This is a genomic window from Skermanella pratensis, from assembly GCF_008843145.1.
Classification (GTDB): domain Bacteria; phylum Pseudomonadota; class Alphaproteobacteria; order Azospirillales; family Azospirillaceae; genus Skermanella; species Skermanella pratensis.
This window is the reverse complement of the sequence record NZ_CP030265.1, coordinates 868,046-882,930: the sequence shown is the minus strand read 5'-3', so window position 1 is coordinate 882,930 and position 14,885 is coordinate 868,046. Positions and strand designations below refer to the sequence as shown.

Genomic DNA, 14,885 nt, shown 5'->3' with positions numbered 1-14,885 from the left:
TGGTTCCAACGGATACCGGCGGCACTCAGGGGTGCGCGTCGGCCCAGACCTTGCGCTTCACGGCGTACATCATACCCGTGAAGACGAGGAGGAACAGGATGACCTTCACGCCGGTCTGCTTGCGCGTCTCCAGGTGAGGCTCCGCCGCCCAGGTCAGGAAGGCCGCGACATCGTGCGCCAACTGGGCCTGGGTGGCCGGCGTGTCGTCGGCGTAGGTGACGCTGTCGTCCTGCAGGATCGGCGGCATGCCGATCAGCTGGCCGGGGAAGTACTTGTTGTAGTACTGGCCGTCGGGCACGGTGAAGCCCTCCGGCGGATCCTCGTAACCGACCAGCAGGGCGTGGATGTAGTCCTCGCCGTGCGGACGGGCCTTCGCCATCAGCGACAGGTCGGGCGGATAGGCGCCGCCGTTGGCCACGCGGGCGGCCTGCTCGTTCGGGAACGGGTTCTTGAAGTGGTCCGCCGGAATGGCGGGCCGTTCGAACATCTCGCCGTTGTCGTTGGGGCCCGCCGTGACCTCGTACTGCGCCGCGATGGCCTTGACCTCGTCCTCGCTGAAGCCCAGCGCCTGGAGGTTGCGGTACGCCACGAGGTCCATCGAGTGGCAGCTCGAGCAGACTTCCTTGTAGACCTGGAAGCCGCGCTGCAGCGCCGCCCGGTCGAAGGTGCCGAAGATGCCGCTGTGGGACCATTCCTGCTTGGGCGGAACCGCGGATTCGCCGGCGGCAAGGGCGGTGCCCGTGAGGCCGAGGCCGACGGCCGCGGCCAGGATGACCGTCTTCAACGCGCGCATGTTAGGCCTTCTCCATCGGCTTGGCGGCTGCCGCGGTCGCGAGACGACCACCGCCCTTCAGAACGGGTTCGCTGATGCTGCTGGGAAGCGGCCGGGGTCGCTCCAGCTTGCCGAGCAGGGGCAGGATGATCAGGAAATGGGCGAAGTAGTAGATCGACGCGACGCGGGCCAGGGTCAGCCAGATGCCTTCGGCCGGCATGGCGCCGGCATAGCCCAGCACCAGGCAGGCGACGACCAGCACCCAGAAGAACTGCCGGTAGATCGGCCGGTAGTTGGAGCTGCGGACCTTGGAGGTGTCGAGCCAGGGCAGGAAGAACAGCACCGCGATGGCGCCGAACATGGCGAGCACGCCGCCCAGCTTGTCGGGGACCGCGCGGAGGATCGCGTAGAACGGCAGGAAGTACCATTCCGGGACGATGTGCGCCGGGGTGACCAGCGGGTTGGCCGGGATGTAGTTGTCCGGATGGCCCATGAAGTTCGGCGCGAAGAACACGAAGCCGGCGAACACCAGCAGGAAGATGCTGAGGCCGAAGGTGTCCTTGATCGTGAAGTAGGGATGGAACGGCAGGCTGTCCTGCGGACCCTTGATGTCGATGCCGACCGGATTGTTCGAACCGTGGACGTGTACGGCGGCGACGTGCAGGAACACCACGCCCAGCAGGACGAACGGCAGCAGGTAGTGCAGCGCGAAGAAACGGTTGAGGGTCGGGTTGTCGACCGAGAAGCCGCCCCACAGCCAGGTGACGATGTGGTCGCCGATGATCGGGAAGGCGGAGAACAGGTTGGTGATGACGGTGGCGCCCCAGAAGCTCATCTGGCCCCAGGGAAGGACGTAGCCCATGAAGGCGGTGGCCATCATCAGCAGCAGGATGACGACGCCCAGCATCCACAGGATCTCGCGCGGAGCCTTGTAGGACCCGAAATACAGGCCGCGGAAGATGTGGATGAACACGGCGATGAAGAACATCGACGCGCCGTTCATGTGGACATAGCGGATCAGCCAGCCCGAGTTGACGTCGCGCATGATGCGCTCGACCGACTGGAAGGCGTGGTCGGTATGCGGCGTGTAGCTCATCGCCAGAGTGATGCCGGAGACGATCATGATGATCAGCGTGACCATCGCGATCGCGCCGAAGGACCACAAATAATTGCAGTTCTTCGGCATCGGGTATTCATTGTACTCGTGGTGCAGCCCGGTGAAGATCGGCAGACGGTAGTCGATCCACCGGACTATGGGGTTCTTGAACTGCGGGGCAGCCATGTTCAGCTCCAGTTGACCAACTAGCCGAGGCGAATCGAGGTGTCCGTCAGGAAGGCGTATTCCGGAACGGCGAGGTTCAGCGGTGCCGGACCCCGGCGGATGCGGCCCGAGGTGTCGTAGTGCGAACCGTGGCAGGGACAGAACCACCCGCCGTAATCACCCTTGGGATCGGTCGGTTTCTGGCCGAGCGGGACGCAGCCGAGATGGGTGCAGACGCCGACCATGACCAGCCATTGCGGCTGCTGGACGCGGGCGCTGTCGGGCGCGGGGTCGGGCAGCTCGGCGAGGTTGACCTGCTCGGCGGTCGCGATCTCCTGATCCGTACGGCGGCGGATGAAGACCGGCTTGCCGCGCCACGTGACCGTGATGGACTGGCCGACCTGGACCGGCGACAGATCGACGTCGATCTGCGCGAGCGCCAGCGTATCGGCCGCCGGGTTCATGCTGTTGATGAACGGCCAGGCGACCGACGCTACGCCGACCGCGCCGACTGCTGCGGTGGCGAGATAGAGGAAATCGCGACGGGTCGCTCCCTCGCCTTCGTGGCCTCCCTGACCGCCAGCACCGGCCGGATGGGTGGTATCCGACATTAGCTTTTCTCTCCTTGGCCCTGGCAAGCGCACTGCCGCGCGCTTGCAAACCGGACGGACATTAACAATAGTTTTCGGCCGTGTCTGCTTCGGACCTTGCCCAAAACCTCGAGCCCAAAACCTCGGGACTAGGGACCGGTTCGCGCCGGCCGCAGTTACGACAGGGATATACCTCCGGTTCCCGGTCAAGGAAAGCCGGAGTTCCGGAGACATAGTGTCGCGCTTGCCCGACCGGGTCGTTTCGCAGAAAGAATGACTCTTGATTTTTCCGCCCACAGACACTAGCCGCATCAGGCTCGCGCTCTACCAGCCCGACATCCCCCAGAATACCGGTGCGATGATGCGCCTGGCCGCCTGCCTGGGTGTGCCGCTGGACATCATAGAGCCCTGCGGCTTCATCCTGGACGATCGCAGGCTGCGCCGTGCCGGCATGGATTATATTGATCATCTTGATCTCGCCCGCCATGCCTCCTGGGAAAAATTCGTTGCCGGAACGAAGCGCGGCCGAATCGTCCTCCTGACGACGCGCGGTTCGATCCCCTATCTCGGCTTCACGTTCGAGCCGGGCGACACGCTGCTGATGGGCAGCGAGAGCGCCGGCGTGCCGGACAGCGTCGCCGAGGCCGCGGACGCCCGGGTCAGGATTCCGATGCGGCCGGGCGTGCGGTCGCTGAACGTGGCCCTCGCCGCGGCCATGGTGCTGGGCGAGGCGTTGCGGCAGACTGCCCCCGTCGGCATGGCAACCGACGGCATGGGAACCGACGGTATGGGAATGGAAACGGGAAGGGACTGAGGGAATGGACGACACGAAGGACCGCACGGTCCCGACCGAGGAGCACAAGGCCCGGGCCGCCTCCTGGTTCGCCGAACTGCGCGACCGGATCTGCGCCGCGTTCGAGGCGCTGGAGGACGAGCTGACCGGCACCCATTCGGACATGCCGGCCGGCCGGTTCGAGCGCAAGGCCTGGGACAGACCTGACGCCGAGGGATCGCACGGAGGGGGCGGCGTGATGTCGATCATGCGCGGCCGGGTGTTCGAGAAGGTCGGCGTGAACATCTCGACCGTCCACGGCACCTTCAGTCCCGAGTTCCGCAAGAACATGCCGGGCGCGGCGGACGACGGAAGGTTCTGGGCCGCCGGCATCAGCCTGGTCGCCCACATGCGCTCGCCGCTGGTCCCGGCGGTCCACATGAACACGCGCCACATCGTCACCAGCATCGGCTGGTTCGGCGGTGGCGCCGACCTGACGCCGATGTTTCCGGCCGAGCAGGACGCAGCCGATTTCCACGCGGCGCTGAAGCGGGCCTGCGACGCCCATGGAACGGATTACTACGACCGCTTCAAGGAGTGGTGCGATCGCTACTTCTTCCTGCCGCACCGGAACGAGCCGCGCGGCATCGGCGGCATTTTCTACGACAACCTGGATTCCGGGAACTGGGAGGCCGATTTCGCCTTTACCCGCGACGTCGGGCTGGGCTTCCTGGACGTCTATCCCCGGATCGTCCGCCGGCACATGAACGATCCCTGGACACCCGGGCAGCGCGACCACCAGCTTGTGCGGCGCGGCCGCTACGTGGAATTCAACCTGCTCTACGACCGCGGCACGACCTTCGGCCTGAAGACCGGCGGCAACGTGGAGGCGATCCTGATGTCCATGCCGCCGGAGGTGAAGTGGCCGTGAGGCATGATTAAGTGGCTTTTATTGTCCACAGATGCACGCAGATGGAGACAGATATTCAAGCCTTATCTGTGTCCATCTGCGTTCATCTGTGGATGATCTGATATCCTTTTATCAGGAGCATTCCCCCGGGAGAGCACCGACGGCCGACGTTTCGCAGCCCTACGGCTTCCGGTTGCGCAGCCAGCCGAACAGGATCGGGGCGGCCAGTTCCAGCAGCAGGACGAAGGGCCAGGGTTCGCCGCGCCAGAAGGCGTAGTTGGCCAGCAGGTTGGGCCAGCTGACGCCCATGACGGAGCGGGCGATCGTCAGTTCCAGCGTGACCGAGGCGGCGAGCCAGAGCACGCCGGCGAGGACGGCACGGGGGAGCCAGCCGGGACCCGCCGTCAGGCGCGCGTGCAGCCAGGCGACGGCCAGGATCAGGACGGCGGTCGAGGCGATCCGATAGGTGAAGGCGTTGACGCCGCCGATCCGGTCGGCCAGCACGGCGATGGAGAACGCGGCGTTGCCGAAGACGAGGGCGATCAGGACGGCGGCGAGGACGACGGTGACGATCAGGGCGCGCATCGCTGGGGTCCCCCTCCCTGGGTTCACTGCCGGGCGCGCAGTTCGGCCAGGCATTCATCGCGGTCCGGGCGATAGTCCCGATCTTCCCACCAGCGCTCCAGGTCGCGCAAGAGCTGTCCGACCAGCTTGCCCCGGGGAATGCCGATGTCGAGCAGGTCGCGGCCCAGGAGCGGGAAACGGGGGTCCTCCCAGGCGCCGATCACCCGCTCCACCTCGGCCATGCGGCCCGGGGCGTGCAGCAGGGCGGCGTCGCGGACCTTGCCGGGACCCAGCCGGTACAGCGCGTGGCGGAGATTGACGGTGGCCGGGTCCACCGGGGGTGCGGCCAGCAGTGCCAGCCGGTCGGCATCGGCGTTGGAGAGCCGCAGCCGTTCCGCGACCTCCAGGGCGCCGGCGCGGTCCACATCCAGCAGGGCCGCCAGGCGCAGCACGGGATCGGCCCGGTCGGGCGCCATGCCGAGCAGCAGCCCGAGCCGGCCGAGCGCGGTCGCCTGCGGCAGCAGATGCGCCATGATCCCCAGATCGGCCATGAGGCGCAGCACCGGCAGCGGGTCGGCGGCGCCCAGCAGCCGGAACAGCTCGCCCTGGATCCGCTCGCCCGACAGGCGGGGCAGCAGCGGCGCCAAGCCGGCGCAGGCGTCGAGCGCCGCCGGCTCCGGCGGGGTGCGGCCGTAATGGGCCTGGAAGCGGAAGAAGCGGAGCAGGCGCAGCACGTCCTCGGTGATGCGGGCGCGGGGATCGCCGACGAAGCGGACATGGCCGGCCAGCGCGTCGCAGACGCCGCCGAACGGGTCGTAGAGGGTGCCGTCGATCGCGCAGAACAGCGCGTTCATGGTGAAGTCCCGGCGCGACGCGTCGATCATCCAGTCGTCGGTGAAGGCCACGCGGGCGTGCCGCCCAAACGTTTCGACATCATGACGAAGCGTCGTGATCTCGTAATGCCCGCCGTCCGCCACGGCGGTGACGGTGCCGTGGGCAAGCCCGGTCGGGATCGCCCGGAGGCCGGCGGCCTCCAGCAGCCGCATGACCCGTTCCGGCTCCGCATCGGTCGCGATGTCGATGTCCCTGACGGGCCGCCGGAGCAGGGAGTCGCGGACGCAGCCGCCGACGAAGCGGGCCTTGGCACCGTCCGCCGCGAGGGCGTCGAACACCCTGACGGTTCCGGGCGCCGCCATTGCGGGAGGCAGCTCGATCCTGCCGGCGGGCTCCATGGCCCTACCGCCCCGGCGCGGGAGCCGACGGGGTCGTGTCGCCCTCCACCACGCGGCCGTCGATCAGGCGGGCGGGCTGGTACGTGGCGGCCGTGTCGGAGCCGCCGGTCAGCGCCACCATCACCAGCGTCAGGCCGGCCAGCGCCACGCCGCCGACGACCAGCGCGGTCCAGGGCGCCCCCGCCCACCACGGCAGCGGGGACCCGCCGGACGCCACCGCCTTGCGGCGCTCGATCAGCATGTACCCCATGTAGACCAGGGTCGGCAGCATCAGCGGCAGCACGACCAGGAGCAGTTTCTTCAGCATCGCCCGTGCAGCACGTCGACCAGGTTCACCAGCATCCCGGCCGTCGCTCCCCAGATGTATCGGTGCTCGTAGGGAAACACGTAGAAGAGCCGCTCGGTGCCCTGGAAGTGGCGGGTTTGCTTGAGGGCGGCTCCCGGCTTCAGGAAGAAGTCCAGCGGCACCTCGAACACCTCGGCCACCTCGAACGGGTCCGGGTTCAGGATGAAGGGCGGGCGGACGAATCCCACCACCGGCGTGATCTCGAAGCCGGTACGGGTCACGTAGGTGTCCAGCCGCCCGGCCACCTCGACCCGCTCGGGCGCCAGCCCGATCTCCTCCGACGTCTCGCGCAGCGCGCAGGCGAGCGCGTCCGGGTCGGTCGGCTCCATCCCGCCGCCGGGAAAGCTGATCTGCCCGGCGTGGGCCGCCAGATGGGCGGTGCGCTGGGTGAAGATGATCGTCATCCCGTCCGGCCGCTCCACCAGCGGGACCAGCACCGCCGCGTGGCGAAGCTGGGCCGGGGCGCCGGTGCCGGGATTGAGGTCGTGATCGCCCCTGACGTTGAGGGTGCGGCTGGGTGCGGCCGCGAACCGCGGGATCAGGCTCCTGATCCGCTCCTTGGTGATGTCGCCGACGGTCAGATCCCGATCGTCCTGTTCATCGGTCGCCCCAGAGGAAAGAATGTGCCCATGCTCCATATTCCGACCTGAACTTCCTCTCCGTCCTCGCGCGTCTCGGCACGCTCCACCAGATCGTAGAAGACCGATCGCGTAATCCTGGCTTCCAGATTGTCACGCACCAGGATATAGGGTCTCGGCTCGCCGGTTCCATCATCCTCCTCAACCCTGATCGGATGATCCGGCCCGGCGGTCACCTCGGCGTCCAGGTTGGTGCGGAAGATCAACCGCTGGGATGCGCCCTCCCCGCTGACGGTCAGCCCTACCGCGGTGAACGGCACCTCGTCGACCTGTATCCTGCCGCGCTCCGCCGGAGTGACCAACCAGTAATCGCCCGCCTCGTCGCGGCGGAGCACGGTCGAGAACAGCCTGGACAGTTCCAGCCGGCGGATCGGCGATCCATGATAATGCCAAGTGCCGTCGCGATCGATGCGAATCGGATAACCCTCGTCCGGCCTCAGGTCATCGGGCCGGAACAGGCCGGACGGCATGCCCGGCGTCGGAATCGAACTGGTCATAGGCTTGCTTTCCCCCTTGTGAAGCCGAATTTCCTGTTAATATCGGAACCCGGGTACGCAATTTCGCCATACTGCTAATCTAGGTCCGATACCCGGATTACGAACGGGCATCGCACCACACGAGTTTCGGGCCGAGTTTCGGGCCGGGTTTCCGGGGCCGGTTGTCTTGAGAGCACAGGAGATCCCTGATTTGACCGCTACCGATGCAATGCGCCACGGGTCTGCCGGGATTGAGAATCCGGCCCAGCTGCTGGCCGAGGTCGAAACGCTGGGCGGCCGGCTGTCCATGGTGCGGGACCGGATCGGCCGCATCATCTTCGGCCAGCAGGACGTCGTCGACCTGACCCTGATCACCCTGCTCGCGGGCGGTCACGTCCTGCTGATCGGCGTCCCCGGCCTTGCCAAGACACGGCTGGTCGAGACGCTGGGCATCGTCCTGGGCCTCGACGACAAGCGCGTGCAGTGCACCCCCGACCTGATGCCGGCCGACATCCTGGGATCCGAAGTGCTGGAGGAGGACGAGACCGGCCGCCGGTCGTTCCGCTTCCTCCCCGGCCCGGTGTTCTGCCAGCTCCTGATGGCGGACGAGATCAACCGGGCCAGCCCGCGGACCCAGTCGGCCCTGCTCCAGGCGATGCAGGAGCGCCGGGTCTCGGTCGCCGGCCACTACCATCCCCTGCCCCTGCCGTTCCACGTCCTGGCGACCCAGAACCCGCTGGAGCAGGAAGGGACGTACCCCCTGCCGGAAGCCCAGCTCGACCGCTTCCTGATGCAGGTCGACGTGACGTATCCCGACTATGACGCCGAGCGGCGCATGCTGATCGCCACCACCGGGATCGAGGACGAGGCCGCGGTCGCCGTCCTGAACCCGGCGGACCTGATGGCGGCTCAGCGGCTGGTCCGCCGCATCCCGGTCGGCGAAAGCGTGGTCGAGGGCATCCTGGGGCTGGTCCGTTCCGGCCGGCCGGAGACCAGCGAGCTGGAAGAGGTGCGCAACCATGTGGCCTGGGGGCCGGGACCGCGCGCCAGCCAGGCGCTGATGCTGGCGGCCCGCGCCCGCGCGGTGCTCGACGGAAGGCTGGCGCCCTCGCTCGACGACGTGCTGGCCCTGGCCAAGCCGGTGCTGAAACACCGCATGGCGCTGAACTTCGCAGCCCGCGCCGACGGCATCACGCTCGACGACGTGATCGACCGCCTGTGCGCCCCGCTGCGGTAGCCGGGCATGGCGCGCGACAGGATGGGCAAGCCCGACCTCGCTGCGACCGCGCTGCGGGCGCAGCACAGGTCGGAAGCGCTGGCATCGCGTCTGCCGCCCCTGCTGGTGGCGGCGGACCGGGTCGCGTCCACCGTCGCCCAGGGCGTCCACGGCCGGCGTCGGGTCGGCACGGGCGAGACCTTCTGGCAGTACCGCCGGTATGAGGTCGGCGACAGCGCCCTGATGATCGACTGGCGCCAGTCGGGCAAATCGCAGCCGGTCTTCGTGCGCGAGAACGAATGGGAGGCGGCGCAGAGCGTCTGGCTGTGGCACGACGCCTCGTCGTCCATGAACTACCGGTCGTCCCCCGGCCTGCCGACCAAGAGGGAGCGCGCCGAACTGCTGCTCATGGCGCTCGCCGTCCTGCTGGTGCGCGGCGGCGAACGGGTGACCCTGCTGGGATCGGGCATGCCGCCGTCGGGCAACAAGGTGACGCTCAACCGCCTCGCCATGACGCTTGTCGAGGACCAGTTGCCGAAGGACGGGCTGCCGAAGGTGCCGCCCCTGCCCCGCCATGCCCAGGTCGTGCTGATCGGCGACCTGCTGTCGCCCCTGCCGGAGATCCAGCGGACCGTGGCGGCGATCAGCGGGCGCGGCCTGCGCGGGCATCTGGTCCAGGTGCTCGACCCGGCGGAGGAGACCCTGCCGTTCGCCGGCCGGATCGAGTTCGAGGGCATGGAAGGCGAGGAGGAGCTGCTGATCCCGCGCGTCGAGGCGGTTCGCCAGACCTATCTGGAACGGCTCGGGGCCCACCGCGACGGCCTGGCGGCCCTTGCCCGCGCCGCCGGCTGGAGTTTCGCGACGCACCGGACCGACCGGCCGCCGCAGACGGCGCTTCTCGCGCTTCACGGGGCGATCGCCCAGAACCTCCAAGGGCCGACAGCCCAAGCACCGAAGAGCTGAACCGACCATGCTGGGACTGGGACCGATAGCCTTCGCCGCACCCTGGATACTCGGTGCCCTGATCGTCCTTCCGGTCTTGTGGTGGCTGCTGCGCCTGACGCCGCCGAGCCCCCGGATCATCCAGTTCCCCGCGATCCGCCTGCTGCGCGACCTGGTGGCGCGGGAGGAGACCCCTGCCCGGACGCCGCTGTGGCTGCTGATCATGCGGATGGTGCTGGCGGCGCTGGTGATCCTGGCGCTTGCCCAGCCGCTGCTGAACCCGCGCGCCGGACTGCCGGGCAGCGGCCCGATCATCCTGGTGGTGGACAACGGCTGGGGCGCCGCCCGCGACTGGCAGGCGCGCCAGCGCACCATGGCCGACCTGGTCGACCAGGCGGAGCGGAACGGCCGCGACCTGATCGTGCTGCCGACCGCGCCGTCCGCTTCCGGCGAGAAGCCGGAACCCAGCACCCTGCTGCGGCCGGCCGACGCGAGGCGGCTGACCCAGTCGCTGGCTCCCCGGCCATGGCCGACCGACCGGGTGTCCGTGCTGGAGGCGCTCCGCGGCCTCCAGGTGGCGGGCTCGGCCCATACGGTCTGGCTGTCCGACGGACTGGCCGACGCGGCGGCGCTGCCGCTGGCCCAACGGCTCCAGCAACTGGGCGGTGCCGAGGTGCTGATGAACGGTGCCGACCGCCTGCCCAACCTCCTGCTGCCGCCCAGCGTCGAGGGGAACGACTTGGTGGCCCGGGTGCGGCGGGCCGACACGACCCTGCCGACCCCCGTCACCATCCGCGCGACCGCCGCCGACGGGCGGTTGCTGGCGCGCCAGGAAGCGGTCTTCGCGCCCGGCTCGGACAGCCTCGAGGTCCCGCTCTCCCTCCCGGTGGAGCTGCGCAACGAGGTGACCCGGCTGGCGATCGAGGGAGAGCAAACCGCCGGGGCGACCGTCCTGCTGGACGAGCGCTGGCGCCGCCGCCCGGTCGGCCTGGTGTCCGGACGGCCGGAGGGCGAGAACCAGCCGCTCCTGAGCGATCTCTATTACCTGGAGCGGGCGCTCGCCCCGTTCAGCGAGATCCGCCGGGGCACCGTGCTGGACCTGATCGGCCGCGACCTGTCGGTGCTGATCCTGGCCGACATCGGCGCCCTTACCGAGACCGAGGCGCAGGCCGTGGAAGCCTGGGTGGAGCGCGGCGGCGTGCTGGTCCGCTTCGCCGGGCCGCGTCTCGCCCAGCATACCGACCAGCTGGTGCCTGTGCGCCTCCGCCTGGGCGACAGGACGCTGGGCGGCGCGCTGTCCTGGTCGGAGCCGGCGCGGCTGGCGCCCTTCCCGCCCGCCAGCCCCTTCGCCGGCCTGCCTGTTCCGCCCGACGTGGTGGTGGACCGCCAGGTCCTGGCCGAGCCGTCGATCGACCTCGCCGAGAAGACCTGGGCTCGGCTGGCCGACGGCACCCCGCTGGTGACCGCGGCGGAGCGCGAGGAGGGGCGGATCGTGCTGGTCCACACCACGGCCAATTCCGACTGGTCGAACCTGGCGCTGTCCGGCCTGTTCGTGGACATGCTGAGGCGGGTGGCCGCGCTGAGCGAGGGCGTTTCCGGCGACGTCCAGGCGGCGACCTTCGCGCCGATCGAGGTACTCGACGGGCTGGGCCAGCTGATCCCTCCGCCGGCCACGGTCTTCCCGATCGCCGGCAACGCGTTCCGGCCCGAAACCCTGGGTCCCCGGCATCCGCCCGGCTTCTACGGCACGGAAGAGGCGCGCCGGGCGCTCAACCTGACCTCGCTGGTGACCGCGGTCGAACCCCTGCGCCGGCTGCCCGCCGGCGTCGCCCAGGGCACCTATGCCGCGCGCGGCGAGATCGACCTGAAACCCTGGCTGCTGGGGGCGGCGATGGCGCTGGCGATCATAGACCTGTTCGTGGCGCTGGTGCTGCGCGGCCTGCTCGGCAACATCCGTTTCGGCCGCCGGCGCCGCGCCGCGGCGGCCGCATCGGCTATCCTGCTGGCGGCGGGGCTGGTCGCCGCGGGGCCGGGTCGCGCGCAGGCGTCCGACGAGTTCGCGGTCAAGGCCAGCGGCGAGACCTACCTGGCCTATGTGGTGACCGGCGACCGGGTGGTGGACGACATCACCCGGGCCGGGCTGGAGGGGCTGAGCGAAATCCTGAACCGCCGCACCGCGGTCGAGACCGCCGGCGCCATGGCGGTGAACCTGGAGCAGGACGAGCTGGCCTTCTTCCCGCTGATCTACTGGGCGATCTCGCCGTCGCAGCCCGACCTCAGCGATTCGGCACGGCTCCGGCTGAACGAGTTCCTGCGCAACGGCGGCACCATCCTGTTCGACACCCGGGACCGGCAGTACGGCCCGGGCTCCGCGCTGACCGGCGGCGGGCCGGGCGCCCAGCGGCTGCGCCAGCTGGTGGACGGGCTGGACGTGCCGGCGCTGGCGCCGGTCCCGCCCGAGCACGTGCTGACCAAGGCGTTCTACCTGCTCCAGGATTTCCCCGGCCGGTTCGGCGACGGCGATGTCTGGGTCGAGGCCCAGGAGGGCCGGCACAACGACGGCGTGTCGTCGGTGATCATCGGCTCCGCCGACTGGGCCGGCGCCTGGGCGGTGGACGAGGCCGGCCGGCCGCTGAACGCCGTCGTGCCGGGCGGGGAGCGCCAGCGCGAGATGGCCTACCGATTCGGAGTCAACCTGATGATGTACGCCCTGACCGGCAATTATAAGGCCGATCAGGTCCATGTGCCCGCCATACTGGAAAGGCTCGGCCAATGATGGGTGGCGGCACCGCCATTGACTTCTCCCCGCTGCTGCCCTGGGCGGTGCTGATCCCGCTGTTCGTCCTGGCGGCGGCCGGCATCCTCGTGGCGGCGTTCCGGCGCGCCCGCGGGACCGCGTGGCGGGCCTTGGGCCTCGCGGCCTTGGCAGTGGCGCTGCTGAACCCGGCGCTGGTCCAGGAGGACCGCGAGCCGATCCGGGATGTCGCCGTCCTGGTGGTGGACGAGTCGCCCAGCCAGAACATCGGCGAGCGCCGTGCCCGGACCGAACGCGCGCTGGCCGATCTCCAGGAACGGCTGTCGCGCTTCCCCGACCTGGAAGTGCGGGTGGTGCGCACCGGCGGCGCCGAGGGCGGCGTCGGCGGCGCGATCGAGGAGACCAGGCTGTTCGAGGTGCTCGACCACGCCATGGCCGACCTGCCCCGCCGGCGCATGGCCGGCGCCGTCTTCATCACCGATGGCCAGGTCCACGACGTGCCGGGCGGCGGCAAGGGGCTGGAGGACCTGGGGCCGATCCATACCCTGCTGACGGGGGAGCACGACGAGGCGGACCGCCGGCTGGCCGTGGTCCGGGCGCCCAGCTTCGGCCTGGTCGGCAAGGAAGTCACCGTGACCGTGCGGGTCGAGGACATGCCGGGCAGCCAGTCGCCCGACGCCGTCGTCAACGTGCGCCAGGACGGCGGCGCCCCGCGCCCGTTCCGGGTGCCGGTCGGCCGCGACGTGCCGCTGGAGTTCACCCTGGACCATGGCGGCCAGAACGTCCTGGAGATGGAAGTGGCCGCCGCCCCGCAGGAGCTGACCCTGGCCAACAACCGGGCCGCCGTGGTCATCAGCGGCGTGCGGGACCGGCTGCGGGTGCTGCTGGTATCGGGCGAGCCCCACGCGGGCGAGCGGACCTGGCGCAACCTGCTGAAGGCCGATCCCGGCGTCGACCTGGTCCATTTCACCATATTGCGGCCGCCGGAGAAGCAGGACGGCACGCCGATCCGCGAGCTGTCGCTGATCGCCTTCCCGATCCGGGAGCTGTTCGAGATCAAGCTGGACGAGTTCGACCTGATCATCTTCGACCGCTACCGTCGGCGCGGCGTGTTGCCCCAGCTCTATCTCAGCAACATCGCGAGCTATGTGGAGAACGGCGGGGCGCTGCTGGAAGCGGGCGGTCCCAGCTTCTCGACCTCCATGAGCCTGTTCCGCACGCCGCTGGGCGCCGTGCTGCCCGGCGAGCCGACGGGGGAGGTGATCGAGCGGCCGTTCAAGCCGACGGTGACCGAGCTGGGGCGCCGCCATCCCGTCACCGCCGGCCTGCCCGGCGACGTGCCGGTCGGGGCGCCGCAGGGGCAGGAGCCGAGCTGGGGCCGCTGGTTCCGCCAGACCGACGTGACGCCGCTCCAGGGCAGCGTCGTGATGGAGGGCGCCGACAGCCGCCCCCTGATGATCCTGAACCGGGTCGGCGAAGGCCGCGTCGCCCAGATCGCCAGTGACCAGATCTGGCTGTGGTCGCGCGGCTACGAGGGCGGCGGCCCGCAGGCCGAGCTGCTCCGGCGTCTCGCCCACTGGCTCATGAAGGAGCCGGAGCTGGAGGAGAACGACCTGCGCGCCAAGGTCGAGGGCAACCGCATCACCATCGAGCGCCGCAGCCTGGAGCCCGACCCGCGTTCCGTCGAGCTGACCAGTCCGTCGGACCAAGTGCGCGGGGTCGACCTGGTCGAGGACGGCAACGGACTCGCGACCGCCGCGGTGCTGGCGACCGAGCCCGGCATCTACCGCGTCAGCGACGGCGAGCGCACGGCCCTGGCCGTGGTGGGTGCCGTCAACCCGCCGGAGCTGGCCGATGTCCGCACCACGGGAGACCCCATGGCTCCCGCGGCGCAAGCCAGCGGCGGCGGCGTCCACTGGCTGGCGGACGGCGACGTGGACGTGCGGCGCACCCGGCCCGACCGTGACCAGACCGGCAACAACTGGATCGGGCTGCGGGCCAACGGCGACTATGTGGTGACCGGCGTCCGCGAGGCGTCGCTGCTTCCCGCCGGGCTGGTCGTCCTGCTGGTGGTCGGCGCCCTACTGGCCGCTTGGCGGCGCGAGGGGCGATAGGCTGACCTCGGTCCCTGACGGCCGGCCGGTCCCGTCGTCGCTGGGCAACCAGGGCAGTTCCGGCTCGATCCGCAAGGGCCGGTCCGCTTCGTCCCATTCCCGGCCGGCGTCGTCCCGCCACGCGCCGGCGTACCAATCGTCGATGGTGATGCCGGCCGGCGTGGGATGCGAACGGGGCAGGTCTGATATCGGCCCGGACAGGACGACGCAGAGCATGGCTGCCGCCCAGATGGCGAGGCCTGCGAGCCATGCGCCGATGATGTCTTCCGGCTTCATGGTGGTGGTCCAGGGTTGCGA

Annotated in this window: 15 protein-coding genes; 6 read left to right on the top strand and 9 right to left on the bottom strand. The window is 69.7% G+C overall.

What is annotated here, in order from left to right; all coding sequences use genetic code 11:
* Window positions 1-25: 25 nt before the first annotated feature.
* The 3 genes from DPR14_RS03995 to petA are packed head-to-tail and all read right to left on the bottom strand — an operon-like array spanning window position 26 to window position 2,644.
* A complete protein-coding gene (locus tag DPR14_RS03995) occupies window positions 26-793 on the bottom strand; it encodes a cytochrome c1 (RefSeq protein WP_158044015.1) in 768 nt (255 codons plus the stop codon).
* A gap of 1 nt (window position 794) precedes the next feature.
* The gene (locus DPR14_RS03990) at window positions 795-2,054 is read right to left on the bottom strand and encodes a cytochrome b (protein WP_158044014.1); all 1,260 of its coding nucleotides are present in this window, start codon (window positions 2,052-2,054) and stop codon (window positions 795-797) included.
* Window positions 2,055-2,074: 20 nt separating this feature from the next.
* On the bottom strand, window positions 2,075-2,644 hold the full coding sequence (gene petA / locus DPR14_RS03985) for a ubiquinol-cytochrome c reductase iron-sulfur subunit (RefSeq protein ID WP_158044013.1): 570 nt from the start codon (window positions 2,642-2,644) through the stop codon (window positions 2,075-2,077).
* Window positions 2,645-2,984: 340 nt separating this feature from the next.
* Between petA and DPR14_RS03980 the strand changes: the two genes are divergently transcribed.
* Both DPR14_RS03980 and hemF read left to right on the top strand, forming a co-directional pair.
* The gene (locus DPR14_RS03980; protein WP_246149291.1) at window positions 2,985-3,437 is read left to right on the top strand and encodes a tRNA (cytidine(34)-2'-O)-methyltransferase; all 453 of its coding nucleotides are present in this window, start codon (window positions 2,985-2,987) and stop codon (window positions 3,435-3,437) included.
* 4 nt (window positions 3,438-3,441) lie between these two features.
* Complete coding sequence (hemF, locus tag DPR14_RS03975; protein WP_158044012.1) at window positions 3,442-4,326, top strand: oxygen-dependent coproporphyrinogen oxidase; 885 nt, start codon at window positions 3,442-3,444, stop codon at window positions 4,324-4,326.
* Between the two features lie 159 nt (window positions 4,327-4,485).
* Here the strand turns inward: hemF and DPR14_RS27115 are convergent, their stop codons facing one another.
* From DPR14_RS27115 to DPR14_RS03950, 5 genes are read right to left on the bottom strand one after another with little or no spacing between them, the layout of a single operon-like run.
* Window positions 4,486-4,890 carry a hypothetical protein gene (locus DPR14_RS27115; RefSeq protein WP_192499258.1) on the bottom strand — a complete coding sequence of 135 codons (405 nt, stop codon included), beginning with the start codon at window positions 4,888-4,890 and terminating at the stop codon, window positions 4,486-4,488.
* 23 nt (window positions 4,891-4,913) lie between these two features.
* A complete protein-coding gene (locus DPR14_RS03965; RefSeq protein ID WP_158044011.1) occupies window positions 4,914-6,101 on the bottom strand; it encodes a CCA tRNA nucleotidyltransferase in 1,188 nt (395 codons plus the stop codon).
* Window positions 6,102-6,105: 4 nt separating this feature from the next.
* Window positions 6,106-6,408: a DUF6111 family protein gene (locus DPR14_RS03960; protein ID WP_158044010.1), complete on the bottom strand. Its 303-nt coding sequence runs from the start codon at window positions 6,406-6,408 to the stop codon at window positions 6,106-6,108.
* A complete protein-coding gene (locus DPR14_RS03955) occupies window positions 6,402-7,085 on the bottom strand; it encodes a CoA pyrophosphatase (RefSeq protein ID WP_158044009.1) in 684 nt (227 codons plus the stop codon). The genes DPR14_RS03960 and DPR14_RS03955 overlap by 7 nt, the downstream gene beginning before the upstream one ends.
* Window positions 7,025-7,582 carry a DUF1285 domain-containing protein gene (locus DPR14_RS03950; RefSeq protein ID WP_158044008.1) on the bottom strand — a complete coding sequence of 186 codons (558 nt, stop codon included), beginning with the start codon at window positions 7,580-7,582 and terminating at the stop codon, window positions 7,025-7,027. Before DPR14_RS03950 ends, DPR14_RS03955 begins: the two co-directional genes overlap by 61 nt.
* Before the next feature lie 208 nt (window positions 7,583-7,790).
* Between DPR14_RS03950 and DPR14_RS03945 the strand changes: the two genes are divergently transcribed.
* The 4 genes from DPR14_RS03945 to DPR14_RS03930 are packed head-to-tail and all read left to right on the top strand — an operon-like array spanning window position 7,791 to window position 14,588.
* The gene (locus tag DPR14_RS03945; protein WP_158047969.1) at window positions 7,791-8,798 is read left to right on the top strand and encodes an AAA family ATPase; all 1,008 of its coding nucleotides are present in this window, start codon (window positions 7,791-7,793) and stop codon (window positions 8,796-8,798) included.
* Between the two features lie 6 nt (window positions 8,799-8,804).
* On the top strand, window positions 8,805-9,740 hold the full coding sequence (locus DPR14_RS03940; RefSeq protein WP_246148830.1) for a DUF58 domain-containing protein: 936 nt from the start codon (window positions 8,805-8,807) through the stop codon (window positions 9,738-9,740).
* 7 nt (window positions 9,741-9,747) lie between these two features.
* The gene (locus DPR14_RS03935) at window positions 9,748-12,495 is read left to right on the top strand and encodes a DUF4159 domain-containing protein (RefSeq protein WP_158044007.1); all 2,748 of its coding nucleotides are present in this window, start codon (window positions 9,748-9,750) and stop codon (window positions 12,493-12,495) included.
* On the top strand, window positions 12,492-14,588 hold the full coding sequence (locus tag DPR14_RS03930) for a hypothetical protein (RefSeq protein ID WP_158044006.1): 2,097 nt from the start codon (window positions 12,492-12,494) through the stop codon (window positions 14,586-14,588). The genes DPR14_RS03935 and DPR14_RS03930 overlap by 4 nt, the downstream gene beginning before the upstream one ends.
* Here the strand turns inward: DPR14_RS03930 and DPR14_RS03925 are convergent.
* Window positions 14,556-14,864 carry a hypothetical protein gene (locus DPR14_RS03925; protein ID WP_158044005.1) on the bottom strand — a complete coding sequence of 103 codons (309 nt, stop codon included), beginning with the start codon at window positions 14,862-14,864 and terminating at the stop codon, window positions 14,556-14,558. The genes DPR14_RS03930 and DPR14_RS03925 overlap by 33 nt on opposite strands.
* Window positions 14,865-14,885 lie beyond the last annotated feature (21 nt).